The following is an 18136-nucleotide window of genomic DNA, read 5'->3' on the forward strand; positions in this document are numbered from 1 at the left end:
AACAAAATAGAATAACAAAAGCTTTGATTACTGAGTGTATATACAGTATTTAATAAATGTGTAACCTGTACGTAAGTATCGCAAGGTTAGTTGTTACTTACCTTACCAAAATCATTTGTCACAAAAAGTAGCGTGGTTACTGGCTTGTAGCTACTTATCCACTAAATCTGTGGATAAGTGTGTTGATAGATGTTTTTTGCCGCCACATGAACACTGATCATGTGGAGTATGATCAACCGCTATTGGTGTTAATTATGTTGTTATTTACATATAAAATAGTCACTTAGGTGTTTTTAATTGATCTGCCTAGATGATCTTTTTAGATCTAGTGGACAAAAAATATCTTGTGTGTTAAATCGCCGAATGCACACTTGGTGAACGATTTTTGCGGTCGCCGCGAAGTGGAATTTACAAATGTTTAACAATCATTGCGTAAAATCAATAAATTACAAATAGCGCTTTCTAAAATACGTGGTGACTTATAAACGACATCTAGATGTCACAAATTTGTCACGGAGCCGAAAGCGTTGGTTAACTATCCCATGGAGTAAACTAGCAGGACTTCGACTGCAAAAACGATCATTTACACGGGTTTCGTTTAATAATTAGACGAAAGTTTAAAAAACACCCCTGCTTTCGTCAAATCGGGTAGGGAGTGAGATGGCCTTCTCTCATTTTAGAAGCTTGGTCGATTTATCGTAGCTTATTAAGAGTGCGTCCCTTAGACTTATGCTCTTTGATTCTTGGAATCGGTAAAATCAATATGCTGCTACCGAGAACGGTGAAGCCCAAAACGTGAGTAGTGGGCTTAGCGCTACATTTAAAACCTATAACACTGAGAGGGCTCGTGAGTAAAAACACGTCTGCTGGCAAAACATCCAGTTTAATTGAAGGTGATATCAGTTCCACATTGAAGCGCATGACCATTCCAATGATTCTGGGCATGATCATGATGATGAGCTTCGGGTTGATAGATACCTTTTTTGTCAGCTTACTGGGCACTGAGCAACTTGCCGCTATTAGTTTTACTTTCCCTGTGACGTTCACCGTGATTAGTCTTAACATTGGTCTGGGCATTGGCACATCTGCCATTATTGGCAGACTACAGGGTAGCAATGATTTAACCTTATCCCAGCATTATGCTACCGGTTCACTCATGTTATCCGCCATATTGGTGGGAAGCTTGGCTTGCGTGGGTTATTTCACGATCGAGCTCGTTTTCTCTATGTTAAACGCCCCAGTTTTATTGATGCCTTATATTTATGACTATATGGGGCTGTGGTATCTCTCTAGCGTTTTTCTCTCGCTACCTATGGTTGGCAATAGTGTACTTCGGGCGTGTGGTGACACGCGTACGCCAAGTGTTGTAATGGCAAGCGTAGGCGGTATTAACGCTATTCTTGACCCTGTCTTTATTTTTGGCTTTGGTCCGGTACCGGCCATGGGCATTCAAGGTGCCGCATTAGCCACCCTGCTAGCGTGGTGTGTGGGCGCGTTTTGGATCCTGTATCTGTTAGCGGTGCAACGTAAATTAATGTTACCTAGGCTGTTGTCTTTTACTGAGTTAAAGGCCAGTAGCAGTGAAATACTGCGTATTGGCCTTCCTGCAGCGGGAGCCAATATGTTAACCCCAATAGCCGGTGGAGTGATGACAGCGGTTGTCGCTGCTTATGGACCCGCCGCAGTGGCTGCGTGGGGCGTAGGGAACCGGTTGGAGTCTATTGCCAGTATTCTTGTATTAGCATTGTCTATGACGCTTCCTCCGTTCATAAGCCAAAATGTTGGGGCAAATAAAATAGACCGGGTGAAACGCGCTTATTCGTTAACTCTCAAATTTGTGCTTTTTTGGCAATTCACCGTATTCGTCATTATGTGGGTGTTATCCACGTGGATAGGCGCTGCGTTTGCGAAAGAACCCGAAGTGTCAGCACTTATTCAGTTATTTCTCATGATAGTGCCGCTAGGCTATGGCATGCAGGGTATTATCATACTTACCAACTCTTCGCTAAATGCAATGCATCGGCCTATGAGCGCGCTAGCATTAAGTGTGATCCGATTATTTGTATTTTTCGTCCCAATAAGTGTAGCCGCGAGTTATTTGTATGGCTTAAAGGGGCTGTTCTGGGGAACAGTTATTGCAAACATCGCAATGGCATGTGTGTCGGTGGTGGTGTTTCAACGAGCAATCACGCAATTCGATGCTAGCGACGTACACAATGAACGCAAGTAAAAAAGGTAGTGTTTAATGAGTAAAGGATTTGAACTCCATTCAAATTACAAGCCAGCAGGCGATCAACCCAACGCTATAGCTACCCTTGTGGATGGGCTAGAGAGTGGGTTAGCCGCGCAAACCCTATTGGGCGTTACTGGCTCAGGAAAAACCTTTACTATGGCAAACGTGATTAGTGAAGTGCAACGTCCTACCTTAATTTTGGCGCACAATAAAACCCTTGCTGCGCAATTGTATGGCGAAATGAAAGAGTTCTTCCCCAACAATGCGGTAGAGTACTTTGTTTCTTATTACGATTATTATCAGCCGGAAGCCTACGTTCCTAGTACAGATACCTTCATTGAGAAAGATGCCTCAATTAACGACCACATTGAGCAAATGCGATTATCTGCGACTAAGGCGCTGATGGAGCGCCGGGATGTCGTAATTGTGGCAAGTGTGTCTGCAATATATGGTTTGGGCGACCCTGAATCCTATATGAAAATGCTGCTCCATTTGCGCCAAGGCGACACCATGGATCAACGGGACATATTACGTCGTCTTGCTGAATTACAATATAAACGCAACGATTTAGCTTTTGAGCGGGGCACATTTCGTGTGCGTGGCGATGTTATAGATATTTTTCCCGCCGATGCAGAAAAGCAAGCGGTTCGGGTTGAGCTGTTTGATGATGAAATAGATAAAATAAGCCTTTTCGACCCGCTTACCGGCGCGGTCGATAAATCGGTTGTCCGGGCAACGGTGTTTCCGAAAACCCACTATGTTACACCTCGAGAAAAGATTCTCGATGCTATCGAGCGTATTAAAGGTGAGCTAAAAGAACGTAAAACTCAGTTGCAACAGGCAAACAAATTACTGGAAGAGCAACGTATCTCTCAGCGTACACAGTTTGATATCGAAATGATGATGGAGTTGGGGTACTGCTCTGGGATAGAAAACTATTCTCGTTACCTTTCTGGTCGGGCGCCAGGCGAGCCACCGCCAACCTTATTAGATTATTTCCCAGCGGATGGCTTAATGTTTATAGATGAATCTCACGTTACCGTATCGCAAGTGGGAGCCATGTACAAAGGGGATAGATCCCGCAAAGAAACCTTAGTTGAATTTGGATTTCGTCTTCCATCAGCGTTAGATAATCGCCCGCTTAAATTCGACGAATTTGAACAAATATGCCCTCAAACTATTTATGTGTCTGCAACGCCAGGCGAATATGAATTGAATAAAACGCAGGGCGATATTGTAGAGCAAGTTGTTCGTCCTACGGGCTTACTGGATCCTGAAATTGAAGTTCGCCCTGTTGCTACTCAGGTGGACGATGTGCTTTCTGAGATTCAAAAGCGGGTGAAAGTTGATGAAAGGGTATTGATTACCACGCTGACTAAGCGAATGGCAGAAGATTTAAGCGAATACCTTAACGAACACGGTGTGAAAGTCAGGTACTTGCACTCAGACATTGATACCGTGGAACGTATCGAGATTATTCGAGACTTACGGATTGGTAAGTTTGATGTGCTCGTGGGAATTAACCTGTTACGAGAAGGCCTTGATATGCCAGAGGTGTCTTTGGTTGCAATATTAGATGCCGATAAAGAAGGTTTCCTACGCGCAGAGCGTTCACTCATTCAAACAATCGGTCGGGCCGCCAGACACATTAATGGCCGAGCCATTTTGTATGCCGATTCTATTACTAAATCTATGCGTAAAGCCATGGACGAAACCGGGCGTCGTCGTCAGAAGCAAATCGAACATAATACGGCGAACAACATTACCCCTATGCGTTTGAATAAGCCTATTACCGATATTATGGATTTAGGCGAGGGCGCTCACCCTGCGTCTGGAAAGGTGCGGCTACGCAAAGTTGAAGAGAAGAAAAAACAACAAAAAGCGGCCAGTGCTACCGACCTTATGGATCAGATTGCAGAGCTGGAAAAGCAAATGTTCAATTATGCCCGAGAGCTTGAATTTGAGAAGGCGGCATCCTTACGGGATGACATTGAAGCGTTAAGAAAACAAGTTGTGGCCCTCTCTTAACCTCTAACTGCTTATACTAAAGTTTTAGTATGAGGTGAGATAACCACAATATTGGCCAATAAGCGAAATTTTTACTGTAAATTACGGTAGAAAGGCCAATTTTATCGTTGTAATAAAAGGACGACTTGCATATAGTCACTTATTGAGTATCTATAACTATACCTAAAACGGGTGACTCTATGCTAAACCGTCTACAGGAATCGGATATAAAGCTACTTCGCGTGTTCTACGCAGTAGCAAGCTGCAACGGATTTACTGCGGCAGAACCAGTGTTGCGTATGCAGCGTCCCAACATAAGTGCTGCCATTAAAAAGTTGGAAGAGCGTCTTGATCTTGTTCTTTGTCATCGAGGCAGAGGCGGTTTTCAAATGACGAAAGAAGGCGAAGTTGTATTCCAAGAAACAAAACGTATCTTCAACGCCTTCGATAACTTCGTATTTAATTTAAAATCACTTCACGATGATTACTCAGGGCACATTACGTTAGTGTTAATGGCAGGCTTACCGCTATCTATGCACTTAGCTGTAAGTAAAGCGGTTAAAAGTACAATGAAAAAGTTTGATGATATTCATGTGAATATCCAAACCCGCTTGTACAATGAAGTTGAGCATGTGGCGTTATCAGGTGAATGTCACTTGGTTGTTTCTACCTATGATATGGTAAAACCTGAGTCGGTTACCTTCCACCCAATTGGTATTGCTACCGAAGGGCGACTTTATTGTGCGCCTACTCATCCGTTAGCCAAATACCGTGATTGTGAATTACCCGACAACGTGAATATTGAGGACTACCCTGCGATTGGTATTTCAGGCTTATCGTCAGCCAATTATATTGAAGATGAATCACGTTTAGCCATTCAAACATTTTCAGACTCTTTTGATGCAGCCATGTCGGCCATTATGACTGGCGAATATGTTGGTTTATTACCAGACTACATGGCTAAAGAGCAGGGCGCGGCACTCGGGCTGGTGCCTATTGCCAACGGCAGTTTGTTTAACTTCAGCCATAATCTATTTGTTATCAACGGAAAAAATACTCGTCTTAACCCTGTATTAAGGCACTGTATTAAAGAACTTACTTACTTTATTGCGGAAAGCCAAAAGTAGGCCTTCCCCCATTTTCTCAGCGAGAATGTATGCCATAATGAATGCCCTAATCGATAGGGCATTTTTATTGGGTAAACGCTATTTTTTTCATAAGTAAATTGTTCGCTTTTTTCTTTGGCGCGTTTAGTTGTTTCGCGCTCCATACCCTGCTGCAAGTCCCAGTAGTATTGGCAGCGGCAATAGTTGGGTTAGCAGGTAGCTTTTGGAATTTCCCAGCATCATATGAACATCACCCACAAGCGGCCATTTACGCGGGAGCCTTTGCTGGCATGTGCTCGGGAAACTACATTGAATCGTGGTGGTTACTTGCACTTATCTGTGTGCTTGGCGCTAGTTTTTATACGGTTACCCGTGGCTTGTTTACCGGCTTTGGAGGTCGGCTAGGTGCAATTGCTTTCGTGGCGGTGGCTGGTGGATTGGTCGTAAGGGACTTTCTATGACGGTGATCCTAATATTTGCCTCTTCGTTGCTTGGTGCATGGTTAACCTATTTCCTTTCACATCACGCTAAGTTTACACCTGTTCGCGCTTCTAGTTTACTCACGTTATTGTTCTATTGCGTACTGTATTTATTGGGTGTAGCTCCGGATATGTGGGCTGCGGCATTTTTTGGTGGAAGTTTTGTAGGAATGAGCGCGCCTCACCGATTTGGAATGATGGCTGTCACTGTGGCAGGTAGCCTGTTTGCTGCCTGTTACGAGGTATTATTGCCGTTTATCGCTGGTGTGGGCGGCGCGCTAGGGGTGAGTGCGTTTCTTTCTGTCGCCGCGGTACATTTTCTCACACGGCTACTTGCTAAGGTGAAGGCGAAAGAAAGCCCCTCACAAAGCACACGTTAGTGTGCTTCATACTCAAGGGGGTCGGTTGCATTGTTGTCGCGAAAGGCTTCTAAGCGCTCTTCACAGGCACCACATTTTCCACAAGCTTTCTCTCGCCCATTGTAGCAGGTCCAAGTTAGCCCATAATCTAAGCCCATTTTCAGTCCATCGGTAAGAATATCGGTTTTACTCACTTTTAAATAAGGGCTAACAATGTCTACCGGGGTGTAGTTGGCAATGTGACAAACATCATTCATTTTTTCAACAAACTCTGGTCGGCAGTCCGGGTAAATAGCGTGGTCGCCAGAATGCGCGCCATAGTACACTTCATTTGCTTCTAAGCTCACAGCGTAACCCACCGCCAATGAAAGTAAAATCATGTTCCTATTGGGTACCACCGTTTGCTTCATGCTAGGTTCTTCGTAGTGGCCTTCAGGCACTTCAATATCTGAGGTTAACGACGAACCGCCAATTAAGGTGTTAATGGCGCTGATGTCCACCACTTTGTGAGGAATGTTTAAAGACCGACATACGTTTGCGGCGTAATCGAGTTCCTTTTTATGACGCTGTCCGTAGTCGAACGATAATGCGTTTACTTTTTTTCCATCTCTTATGGCTTTGTGTAAGACGGTGAAGGAATCCATCCCGCCTGAATAGATAACAACGACGTTTTCTGACATAGTTTTTAAAATTTAAGAAATTATACCCGAATTTTATGTGATCCTTGGTAAAATCCCAACATACAATTGTAAAAGGGCTAAATTTTGTCGACATCTATCACACTCAGCATTAATGAAATGTTTGAAACCATTCAGGGCGAAGGGGCACATACGGGGATCCCGTCTATTTTTGTTCGCTTGCAAGGATGTCCGGTTGGTTGTCCGTGGTGTGATACAAAACATACCTGGACGCTGGATGATGCTCTGGTAACTACAGCGCAAGCCGTCATTGCAAAAAATGAAGAGTCAGAGCATTACTTTGATGTCAACGAAAATGAATTGTTGGCCTTGTTTGCAGCGCAAGGTTATGTGGCGAAGCATGTGGTTATTACAGGGGGGGAGCCTTGTATGTACGATTTAATCCCACTCACCGAGTTATTGCATAACCGTGGCTATACCACACAAATTGAAACCAGCGGTACGTTTGAAGTGCGTTGTGACCCACGTACATACGTCACTGTGTCGCCCAAAATTAATATGAAAGGGGGCATGGAAGTATTGGTAAGCGCGCTAGAGCGGGCCAACGAAATTAAACACCCCATTGCAATGCAAAAGCATATTGATGAACTTGATATCCTGCTAGAAAAAGTGTCATCCCTAGACGGTAAACAAGTGTGTTTACAACCCATCAGCCAACAGGCACGTGCCACCGAGTTAGCCGTCAAAACCTGTATTTCCCGTAATTGGCGTCTATCATTACAGACGCACAAATATATCGGTATTGAATAATAAACATGCTAAGTACTGAATTAATGTTGGATTTAAGGGAGCGGTGTTCATGAAATGTATTTTCACGCTGTTGATGACTTTTTGGGGCTTTCTTTTATCGCCTGTTGCAGACGCTGCATTGTGGACAATTACCTACCCGCGCCCCATTGACGATACAGATGCGCGTACCGAGTACCCTATTGCGTTACTTAAGCTGGCCCTAGACAAAACAGGTGTTAATTACGAGTTGTTACCCTCAGACCGAATTTTGCTTACGGGCAAAGCACTTCGGCAGTTAAGGGAAAATCGCGAAGTGAATGTTGTTTGGAGTATGACCGATACTCAGCGAGAAAAGGATTTGCTCCCTATTCGTATTCCCATTGCCAAAGGGTTAATTGGTATGCGGGTGTTCGTGATTAACGAAGAGAAAAAAGATAAATTCGCACAGGTAAAGTCGAAGGGCGACTTATTGAAGCTTACTCCTTTGCAAGGAGAAGAATGGCCAGATACGAAAATATTGCAAGCAAACGGGTTTAACGTTTTTACGGTGCCAGAATTTAAACAAGCTTACGCGCTGTTATTGCAGGGGAAAGGCGACTTTTTTCCACGCTCGGTGATTGAAATAACAGCTGAAATGGAAACGGCAGGGAGGGGGTCTGTTCTGCAAGTTGAACCCGAAATGGCGCTCTATTACCCCACTGCCATGTATTACTTTGTGAGCAAAAGTAACCCCACGTTAGCAAGGTTAATTGAAACGGGATTAGAGCGAGCTATAGCCGATGGTTCTTTTGATGATTTGTTTCTTTCTACCCACAAAACGTTACTTGAATCTTTAAATATGGATTCTCGACGAATATATACGTTGGAAAATCCATTACTCCCACCGAACACGCCGGTGGGAAATAAGCAATTGTGGTACTCGGTGGTCACGCCATAATATTAAGCGAGTACAAAAAAAACAGGCCGCATAGCGGCCTGTTTTCATTGGTTATACGAAGGGGAGTATTAAGACTCGCCTGCGTGAACGTCTTTCATTGAACGACCCGACGGGTCTGCATTGTTCTTGAAGCTTTCATCCCATTCCAGTGCTTCTACGGTACTACAGGCGATAGATTTACCACCTGGCACACATTTGGCGGCACTTTCTTGTGGGAAATATCCTTCAAAAATGGTGCGGTAGTAATACCCTTCTTTGGTATCTGGCGTATTTACTGGGAAGCGGAATTCTGCGGTAGCGAGTTGTTGATCGCTCACTTCGCCTTCAACAAACTCTCTTATTGAATCAATCCAAGAGTAACCCACACCATCACCAAACTGCTCTTTTTGACGCCATAACACTTCTGCTGGCAAGGTATCACCATTATCAAATGCTTTACGTAAAATCCATTTTTCCATTTTCCCGTCTAGACACATTTTGTCTTGAGGGTTAAGGCGCATAGCAACGTCAATAAAGTTCTTATCTAAGAAAGGCACACGGGCTTCCACACCCCAAGCAGAAGTCGCTTTGTTCGCCCGGGCGCAATCAAACATATGAAGGCGATCGAGTTTACGCACTGTCTCTTCATGGAACTCTTTTGCGTTAGGTGCTTTGTGGAAGTACAAGTAACCACCAAAGATTTCATCCGCTCCCTCTCCTGACAATACCATTTTAATGCCCATCGCTTTTATTTTGCGGGTCATCAAATACATTGGCGTTGCCGCGCGAATAGTCGTGGTATCGTAAGTTTCCAAGTGGAAAATTACGTCACGGATGGCATCAAGGCCTTCTTGAATAGTGAAGTTGATTTCATGGTGAACGGTACCAATCATGTCAGCGACTTTTTTCGCAGCTTTAAGATCTGGCGCACCTTCTAAACCTACCGCGAAGCTATGTAAGCGAGGCCACCATGCATCAGTTTTATCTTCGTCTTCTACGCGCTTAGCCACATATTTTGCGGCAACCGCTGACACCAATGAAGAATCTAATCCACCAGACAGTAACACGGCATAGGGAACATCAGACATCATGTGCGACTTCACTGCTTTTTCAAACGCCACACGTAAATCTTCTAAATTGGTGGTGTTATCTTTTACCGCGTCATATTCCATCCAGTCGCGTTTGTAGTACTTGGTGACCTTGCCTTCTTTGCTCCATAAGTAATGACCTGGAGGGAATTCGCTGATGGTCTTACACATAGGTGCGAGCGCTTTCATTTCAGACGCTACATAGAAGTTACCGTGTTCATCATACCCCGTGTATAACGGGATGATGCCAATATGGTCACGTGCAATTAAATACGCATCTTGTGTTTCATCGTAAAGAACGAATGAAAACATGCCTTCCAACTCATCAATAAACTCAATGCCTTTTTGTTGGAATAACGGCAAAATAACTTCGCAATCAGAGCGTGTTTTGAACGGGTAAGGCTGTGCTAAATTTTCAGCAAGTTGCTTGTGGTTATAAATTTCACCATTCACGGCTAATACTTGGTTGCCATCTTGGCTTATTAATGGCTGAGCACCAGTATCAACGTCTACAATAGCCAGTCTTTCGTGACAAAGAATGGTATTGTCATTATTCCAGATACCCGACCAGTCAGGGCCACGGTGGCGCAGAAGTTTGGATAAATCGAGGGCTTGGGTTCTGAGTTCAGACACGTCGGTTTTGATATCAAGGATACCGAAAATACCACACATAAAACGGATTCTCTCTGTTCACTTGTTGAAAAATTAATGAAGTTTTCTGTCGGGTACTCGTTTAGAGCATGCGAAGGTTTTTGCTTTTATTTTATCTTCTTATTCGCTTGCCCTTGAATGTGCCAGTCTGACAGGAAATTGCAAGCACATTATGATGAGAAAATGGAAATTATTATTCCAAAAACATCGTTACTGGCTAAGGTTGTGTGTTAATTAAACACTTTTGCATGGCGTTTGAATAACCTGCTTAACGGGGGAGCGGGATACGTTGCCGAACCCTATTCATATTTGTTATTTTTATCTTATTGATTTCTATTGGTTTATATTTGTATCCACAACCATAAATTGCGCGCATAATCCTGCCGAATTTTCCACCATTTGGTTTTAGGTATGCCATTTATTCATCATCGTGTGTCAGCTTATCTTGTGCCTGAAGAAATGTTTACTCAGTGTACATTTAATATGCAGGTTGTTCGTTACAGAGACTCCAGCTATTTCCCTTTGCAAGGGGGAGAAGCGTGGGTATTTGCGTATGGGGTTATTATTTTCTGGGGCGCTGAGGACGTGGAGCGCACACTTTTATTGCAACAACTCAATCTATCGGGGGCGCTATTAAATACGGAACATCAAGAGCATTTTCATTTCGAAATTACCGAGGGCGGGTTAAAAATTCAGCATGACATGATTCACCTTGGGGATAGTGAACCGCTGTTACGACTGTCTATTAGCCATGCAATTGCTCAGTCACTGAAACTTAATGAGTATGAACAACAAGCGCAAACAACCATCTCTCAGTACGCTTATCTTCCAAGAGCGTTGGCGCAAACAGGAAAGATAAATTTGAGTCGTTCAGCACTGGCGAAAATCCGTGGTCATTTATTCAGTACTAAAAGTGACATCTTTTTACATTACGGCTTGTTGGATACCCCAGAGTTTTTTTGGGAATATCCCGAATATGAATACGCCTATAGTGCAACTGCCCGTTATTTAGATATTAGTTCTAGAGTAGGCCTATTATCCAATAAGCTGGATGTGATCCATGAGCTTTTCGAGATGTTAGCGGATGACTTAAATCACAAGCATTCCTCGTTTCTAGAATGGATAATTATTTTGCTTATTGCATTTGAAATTGCGACCTTCGGAGCCGAAGAACTTAAAGCCATCTTCATGTGAAAAAGCCCGCCAGTTTTTTTAGCCTGGCGGGCTTTTGTTGCTATAGCAGCATTCTTAGTGGGTACGCTGAAACTCGCTAGTGGAGCGCCACGCAGGCCATTTGTCTGCGTTGGCGACGTTTACGCCAACGTCGAATAGCATTTGGGTATCTTCAACCACACCGCCTAAATCCCAGTCTTCACGGTATTCATCGCAAACTTGGTGATAACAACCCGTTTTGATGACTTTCATACGCTTGCGGTATTTTGCCACCTCTTCATTTAAAGGCTCATCTCCGCCTTCTGCGTAGAGTGCAGGTACACCTTGTTTGGCGAAACTGAAGTGATCTGAGCGGTAATAATAGCCTGCTTCGGGTCGATCTTCCTGAGTGAGCGTACGCCCTTGCTTCGCGGCTGCTTTTTCAAGGTAGTCTTCTAATTCAGATTTCCCCATGCCGACCACTGCTACATTTTTTGTTTTGCCCAACACATTCATGGCATCCATATTGATATTCGCGACGGTTTTATCCATGGGAATAACAGGATGAGTGGCGTAGTATTTACTGCCGAGTAAGCCTTGTTCTTCGGCAGTCACGACGAGAAATGACACTGAACGCTTTGGTCGAGGCGTTAGGTTGGCATAGGCTTTTGCCATCGTAAGAATTGCGGCAGTACCTGTTGCGTTATCTAGGGCGCCATTGTAAATCTGATCGCCTTCTTTGCTCTCATCTTTACCTAAATGATCCCAGTGAGCTGTATAAATAACATGTTCGTCGGGAAGTTCAGCACCAGGCAAGGTGGCTATCACATTGTGACTTTCTGACTTTTTGAATGTATTTTTAACAGTAACTGAAGCGGTAAGGTTCATTGGCTGATGATAAGGACCTTGCATCGCCTTGGCCTTTTCTTCATAAAAATCTAGTCCAGCATCGCTAAATACTTTTTGTGCTGCATCAAGGGTTAGCCAGCCTTCCATCGCAACACGGCTAGCCCCTTTATCTTCGCTAACTAAACCATATTGTGGGCCACTCCAGCTATTGGCAACCACCGACCAGCCATAAGAAGCCGGCGCTGTTTCGTGAACGATGATTGCACCAGCGGCGCCTTGGCGGCTAGCTTCTTCATATTTGTAGCTCCATCGACCGTAGTAAGTCATGGTGGTGCCTTGAAATTTGCCGCTTTCGGGGTTTTCAAAACCGGGATCATTGACCAATATCACCACGGTTTTGCCTTTTACGTCGAGCCCTTCATAGTCGTTCCAATCGTACTCTGGCGCATTTACACCATAGCCCACAAACACCAACTCGGAGTCTTCAAGCGCAATGGTGGCTTGCTCACGTTTTGATGAGGCAACCATATCCTTTTTATAGGCAAATTGGTTATCGCCAATGGTCATTGTCATATCTGGATCGGCGGTAATTTCCATTAAGGCGACTTTTTGCAAATAACTGTCGCCGTTTCCAGGTTGAAGACCTGCGTTTTTAAACGCATTAACGAGGTATTCGATGGTTTTTGTTTCACCAGGTGTGGTGGGCAGACGTCCTTCAAATTCATCGGAAGACAAGGTTTTAAGCGGTGCACGAATATCGCTATCGGATATACCTGAGTAAATCGCCTCAAAGTTGCTGCTTTGCACTGCATCAGGCTTAGCATCATTTTGAACGCCACTGTCGTTATTAGGGGAGCAAGCAACTACACTTAATAGGGTAGGTACAAGCAAGGGCAAAAACATTTTTTTCATTGTTAGTCTCTGTTTGCTCTACAATATCACCCAGTATAGAGAAAACCGTATTTCAACCCAATAGTTTGTATGAATTTCAGTGAATTGCTTTGGCAACCGGATGTTTTACGCACCCAGTGTGCACAGCCAGTATTAGCGGTGCTTAATCATGCTGGCTTACTTGATAGTGCTTCTTTTCCCAGTGCGCATCAACTTAACCAAGTGGCTAGAGCATCAAGGGAAGTGTGGCATGGCCCCGAATTTAAAGCGCAAGGTGAATACCCAGAATCGGAATCTCGGTACTACGAAGCGATTATCGCTGAGGATAGCCAAGTGCCCACACGAGAAAACAGTTGGCATGACTTATTCAATGCGCTTGTGTGGATTCAGTTCCCCCGAACAAAGGCGCTACTGAATAGATTGCATATGGAAGATATCAATCTAAAAGGCGCGCATCCAAGAACACCGAGACGAAATAGGATCACCCATTTTGATGAATGTGGTGTGGTCATCGCCGTAGAAGAAGATCACCTTCAAAAAGGTAATGTGTTGCTTAGCCAACTGGCTCACCACCAGTGGAATCAGGTCTTTTTAGAAGAGCGCAGCGCTTGGGGAGAAATCCTCCATCCATTTGTTTTCGGGCATGCGAATTTTGAGATGATGTTATCGCCTTTTGAAGGGTTAACTGGCAAATGGTTGGCAGTTAAAGTGCCTAGGGGCTTTTCTAATGAGAACGTAGAAAGGCAACATGAACGCTTGGATGTGGCTTTGTGTGAGCGTATTCAAGCCCTAGACAACTTTAATCGTGCGCCACTGCTGAAGCCCATTCCACTGCTTGGTATTCCTCATTGGTATCAGGAACAAACGCCGTGTTTTTACGAGAATAAGGACTATTTTCGTCCGATGAGCGTGTCTTCTAAACCTAGCGTGCAGTTGCCACTGACCTAACATCAGCGGCAACGCGCTATGGTTTATGTGAGGGCGAATAGGGCAAACAAGGACGTGAAAAACACCGAGGGAGCGGCGGCGATGATGACGCTCTTTTTCGTTGAAAACGAAGTCCAACGAGCAATACCAACAGCCATCAAGTAAATAGACCAAAGGGTAATTAGACTTAATCCCGATGCGACACCGTACCACTGAGATGACATTTCAATACCCAGAACAAAAGCCAATGAGAAGGGGGCCAGTATCGCGGGTGAAACTTGGTGATCGGCCCAAAATAGCAATAGTGCTACTGCGACCAGAGAGTTAATTACCGCGGGCATCGCAGTCCACCACATGAAACCGTACCAGTCAGTAAACCCGAATACATGGCTATCGTCATTGCGCGTGCAAAGATGAAGGTAAAGAGCCATGATGGCCTGAATTACAATAAAGCCTATGCCAGTAAATACGACATGCTGAAGCATAAACGCAGAACGGGTCATAAATGCACGGCGCTGGTCAATTTCTGCAGGGCTTAAATCGCCTTCCGTGGAAATGATTAAATCTTGATACCAGGCAATATCCACAAAGTTGACAAACAAGTATTGTGGGAGTAATGCCATAACAATAACGACGATAAAGGCGACCCAAGACCAGTTGTTTTTCTCACCAACTGCCGTAAACACGCCGCCCGGCTTGAAAAAAATATCGTTACACGCTTGAAGGGGGTTAGTAACTGAGTGCATCCTATGCTCCAGATTTTTATGGGTTATTTTTTTTAATTGTAAAACCTAGACTACTGGCTATTTCTGGCTAAGTACAGGCGTAGAACGAAAAAAAGAGACACTCTTTGGTAAAAAAATGTGTCTCTTTTTTGCTTTAATTATCCACTTATTGCAGATAGGTAAAGTTGAGTAGTATTAGCACAATACTGCTATACAGTGCGGATACCGGTAAGCCTATCTTTATAAAGTGCTTAAATTGATAATTTGCAGCGTTAAACACTAGCAAGTTAGTTTGATAGCCAAAGGGCGAGATGAAGCTTGCACTTGCCGCGAAGGCGACGGCTAACGCAAATGGCATTAGCGGAGCGCCAATAATCTCTACCAACCCGTAGGCAAACGGAAACATCAAGGCTGCCGCTGCGTTATTGGTCACAAACTCGGTAAGCACGAGTGTTGTCACGTAAACCACAATCAACGCCACAAACCAATTGGTGTCTGCGAGAAATGGCATTAAGTGAGCGGTGGTGTTACTAATGACCCCCGAGCTCTCCAGCGCAGTGGCTAGGCTTAATGCACCCACAATCACAATAATCAGGTTGAGCGGTAAATTACGCTTCATTTCACCATTGCTGGTTACTCGGGCACCAATTAACACTGCCGCTAGAACAAGTAAGCCCATGGCTAGTGAAACCAAGTTTGATGCAGCTAGAGCGACAATCGTGATAAACCCACCTAAGGTGATCCACTCTTGCTTATTTGACAATGGGCGGGCAATGCGTTGCTCAGACAGAATAAAGAAGTTCTTATTGAGGTTTTGTCGGGTGGCAAAGTCAGGTCCTGCAGCCAGCAACAGATAATCGCCCGCTTTCAGCTTTATTTCACCGAGTTTGCCGGATAATTGCTCACCGTCTCGGCGAATAGCCACCACCGCAGCATCAAAAAGTGCGCGAAAGCCCAAGTTTTTAATGGTTTGACCTATCACCTGTGCACGGTTGGCAATCACTACTTCAGTGAGGCTCTCTCTTAACACACCATCGGTTTCAGCAAACATGCTTAACCCTTTTATGTGGCTAAGGTTTTCAAGCTTTTGTACATTGCCAGAAAAAATAAGTTTGTCTTGCTCTAAAATTATTAGATCGGGAGAAACCGGAGAGATCAGGTTGCCATCTCTAACGACTTCCACGAGAAAGAGTTCAGGCAAGTTTCTTAAGTGGTTTTGCTCAACGGTTTTGCCGATAAGTTCAGACCCCGCCTCGACTTCCGCTTCAACCATGTACTCGTGGTAGTTATTGTTTTTCCCCGAAATGGTGGGCAGTAATGGCGTAAGAATAAACATCAGTAAGCCACAACTAAGACCTGCAATTGTGCCATACAGTGTAAAGTCAAAAAAGTTAAATCCTGGGTGACCATGTTCTTGAAGAAAACTATCTACAATTAAGTTAGTTGAGGTACCTATTAACGTAACTGTGCCTCCAAGAATAGCGGCATAGGAGAGCGGGATCAGTAAACGCGACGCAGCATGATATTGGTTTTGTTTGATAGGCCCAATGAGACTAGCCACAATGGCCGTATTGTTCAGTAACGCAGATGATACAAACGTTAACGAAAAAAGCCGCCAATACGACTGCTTAAAATTTGGCGTGACGAGCTTTCGCCCAATACGTTTAATCAGTGCTGTTTTATCTATAGCGCTGCTGACTAGCAGCAATAGGACAAGAGTGATCAGACCTTTGTTGGTCAGGTTTAGCAAAATATCGTCCAGCGTGAGTTGCTGCGTAAGCAGCAACCCTAACACTGCACCTGAAAACACAGTTGAAGGGCGTTGATGACTAAAAACCAACGCCAGTATCGTACCGGCGAAAATCGCCAGTACGATGAACTGGTTTATATCCATTTATGTCCAGCCCTGTTTACAGCTTGCTAATATCCACAGAGTTCCAATGTGGGAAGTGTTTACGAACCAGTGCATTGAATTCTAATTCGAACTCAGAGAAGTTAGGTGATTCGTGTTGTGCATCAGCAGCAATAGCGTCAATCACCATACCCGCACCCACGGTGCCATTGGTCAGGCGGTCAATCACTATAAATGAACCAGTTGGACGGTTACGCTTGTAAGGGTCGCAGGCGATAGGCTGAGTGAATTTAACGTCTACCACGCCAATTTCATTCAGATTCAAGTGCATTGCGTCTTTTTCATCAAGGGTGTTTACATCAATCTGATTGTCGATGTGGGCAACCACACCTGTCGTAGACTTAGTCGCAAATTTAAACAAGTATTGCTTGTTTGGCATTAACGGCTCTTCTGACATCCATACGAGGTGCGTTTTAAATTGTGTAGATAACAATGGAAGGTTATCTGACTTTACAATCATGTCGCCACGGGAAATGTCAATTTCGTCTTCAAGGGTTAATGTCACCGCTTGAGGCACGTATGCGCGCTCTTGATCACCTTCAAAGGTCACCACTTGCTTAACCTTGGACGTCTTGCCCGAGGGTAACGCGGTAATTTCGTCACCTGGAGCTACTTGCCCAGACACTACCGTGCCAGCAAAACCACGGAAATCAAGGTTGGGGCGATTAACATATTGAACAGGGAAGCGGAAATCTTCGTGATTGTCGTCTTCACCAATTTCAATGTTTTCCAGCATTTGCATCAATGGCGTGCCATCGAACCAAGGTGTTTTTTCACTTTGGCCCACCACATTATCGCCTTCTAGCGCTGAAATAGGGACGAATTGAATATCAGGTATATCAAGTTGCTCAGCAAACTTCAGGTAATCTTGCTGAATTTGGTTGTACACCTCTTCGGAATAATCCATTAAGTCCATTTTGTTAATAGCCACAATAACGTGCTTAATGCCAAGTAGTGAAACTAAGAAAGAGTGACGCTTAGTTTGCACTTTAACGCCGCCACGGGCATCCACAAGAATGATGGCAAGATCACAGGTTGAGGCACCGGTAACCATGTTACGGGTATATTGCTCGTGTCCTGGGGTATCAGCAATAATGAACTTACGCTTATCTGTAGAGAAGTAGCGGTAAGCCACATCAATGGTAATACCTTGTTCACGTTCTGACTGAAGGCCATCAACTAAAAGTGCCAAATCCACTTTTTCGCCAGTGGTACCCACTTTCTTACTGTCTTTAGTAATGGCAGCAAGTTGATCTTCATAAATCATTTTTGAATCGTGAAGCAAGCGGCCAATAAGGGTGCTCTTGCCGTCATCTACGCTACCGCAAGTAAGGAAACGTAGCATGTCTTTTTGTTCGTGTTGCTCTAGGTAAGACAGAATGTCCTGTCTTAATAATTCGTTTTCGTTGTTCAT

The 18136-nt window shown here is 44.2% G+C and carries 15 protein-coding genes; 9 read left to right on the forward strand and 6 right to left on the reverse strand.

Features of this window, described 5'->3' with window-relative positions; genetic code table 11:
• Positions 1-931: 931 nt before the first annotated feature.
• From EP13_RS06175 to EP13_RS06195, 5 genes are all read left to right on the forward strand, one after another.
• Positions 932-2230, forward strand: a complete 1299-nt coding sequence (locus tag EP13_RS06175; protein ID WP_081869563.1) for an MATE family efflux transporter — start codon at positions 932-934, stop codon at positions 2228-2230.
• Between the two features lie 15 nt (positions 2231-2245).
• Complete coding sequence (gene uvrB / locus EP13_RS06180) at positions 2246-4261, forward strand: excinuclease ABC subunit UvrB (RefSeq protein WP_044056530.1); 2016 nt, start codon at positions 2246-2248, stop codon at positions 4259-4261.
• Between the two features lie 179 nt (positions 4262-4440).
• Positions 4441-5367: a LysR family transcriptional regulator gene (locus EP13_RS06185; protein ID WP_044056531.1), complete on the forward strand. Its 927-nt coding sequence runs from the start codon at positions 4441-4443 to the stop codon at positions 5365-5367.
• 167 nt (positions 5368-5534) lie between these two features.
• Positions 5535-5807: a hypothetical protein gene (locus EP13_RS06190; RefSeq protein WP_332309689.1), complete on the forward strand. Its 273-nt coding sequence runs from the start codon at positions 5535-5537 to the stop codon at positions 5805-5807.
• On the forward strand, positions 5804-6205 hold the full coding sequence (locus EP13_RS06195; RefSeq protein WP_044056532.1) for a hypothetical protein: 402 nt from the start codon (positions 5804-5806) through the stop codon (positions 6203-6205). Before EP13_RS06190 ends, EP13_RS06195 begins: the two co-directional genes overlap by 4 nt.
• Here the strand turns inward: EP13_RS06195 and queC are convergent.
• On the reverse strand, positions 6202-6864 hold the full coding sequence (queC, locus tag EP13_RS06200) for a 7-cyano-7-deazaguanine synthase QueC (protein ID WP_044056533.1): 663 nt from the start codon (positions 6862-6864) through the stop codon (positions 6202-6204). The two genes, EP13_RS06195 and queC, sit on opposite strands and share 4 nt — an antisense overlap.
• Positions 6865-6981: 117 nt before the next feature.
• On the opposite strand from queC, the gene queE reads away from it, so the two are divergent.
• Both queE and EP13_RS06210 read left to right on the forward strand, forming a co-directional pair.
• The gene (gene queE, locus EP13_RS06205; protein ID WP_044058790.1) at positions 6982-7632 is read left to right on the forward strand and encodes a 7-carboxy-7-deazaguanine synthase QueE; all 651 of its coding nucleotides are present in this window, start codon (positions 6982-6984) and stop codon (positions 7630-7632) included.
• Positions 7633-7681: 49 nt separating this feature from the next.
• Positions 7682-8548 carry a type 2 periplasmic-binding domain-containing protein gene (locus tag EP13_RS06210; protein WP_044056534.1) on the forward strand — a complete coding sequence of 289 codons (867 nt, stop codon included), beginning with the start codon at positions 7682-7684 and terminating at the stop codon, positions 8546-8548.
• A gap of 68 nt (positions 8549-8616) precedes the next feature.
• Here the strand turns inward: EP13_RS06210 and asnB are convergent, their stop codons facing one another.
• Positions 8617-10287, reverse strand: coding sequence for an asparagine synthase B (gene asnB / locus EP13_RS06215; protein ID WP_044056535.1), 1671 nt, complete (start codon positions 10285-10287; stop codon positions 8617-8619).
• Between the two features lie 390 nt (positions 10288-10677).
• On the opposite strand from asnB, the gene EP13_RS06220 reads away from it, so the two are divergent.
• Positions 10678-11460: an RMD1 family protein gene (locus tag EP13_RS06220; protein ID WP_044056536.1), complete on the forward strand. Its 783-nt coding sequence runs from the start codon at positions 10678-10680 to the stop codon at positions 11458-11460.
• 54 nt (positions 11461-11514) lie between these two features.
• Here EP13_RS06220 and EP13_RS06225 read toward each other — a convergent pair whose 3' ends face one another.
• Entirely contained in the window at positions 11515-13179 is a 1665-nt protein-coding gene (locus EP13_RS06225) for a M28 family metallopeptidase (protein WP_044056537.1), read from the reverse strand.
• Between the two features lie 69 nt (positions 13180-13248).
• Between EP13_RS06225 and EP13_RS06230 the strand changes: the two genes are divergently transcribed.
• A complete protein-coding gene (locus tag EP13_RS06230; protein ID WP_044056538.1) occupies positions 13249-14106 on the forward strand; it encodes a DUF3025 domain-containing protein in 858 nt (285 codons plus the stop codon).
• A 23-nt stretch (positions 14107-14129) separates the two neighbouring features.
• Here the strand turns inward: EP13_RS06230 and EP13_RS06235 are convergent, their stop codons facing one another.
• The 3 genes from EP13_RS06235 to cysN all read right to left on the reverse strand — a co-directional run bounded on the left by EP13_RS06235 (position 14130) and on the right by cysN (position 18136).
• Positions 14130-14831, reverse strand: coding sequence for a YIP1 family protein (locus EP13_RS06235; RefSeq protein WP_044056539.1), 702 nt, complete (start codon positions 14829-14831; stop codon positions 14130-14132).
• Between the two features lie 145 nt (positions 14832-14976).
• The gene (locus EP13_RS06240) at positions 14977-16704 is read right to left on the reverse strand and encodes an SLC13 family permease (protein ID WP_044056540.1); all 1728 of its coding nucleotides are present in this window, start codon (positions 16702-16704) and stop codon (positions 14977-14979) included.
• Between the two features lie 16 nt (positions 16705-16720).
• Positions 16721-18136 carry a sulfate adenylyltransferase subunit CysN gene (gene cysN / locus EP13_RS06245; protein WP_044056541.1) on the reverse strand — a complete coding sequence of 472 codons (1416 nt, stop codon included), beginning with the start codon at positions 18134-18136 and terminating at the stop codon, positions 16721-16723.

The sequence above is a fragment of the Alteromonas australica genome, assembly GCF_000730385.1.
Taxonomy (GTDB): domain Bacteria; phylum Pseudomonadota; class Gammaproteobacteria; order Enterobacterales; family Alteromonadaceae; genus Alteromonas; species Alteromonas australica.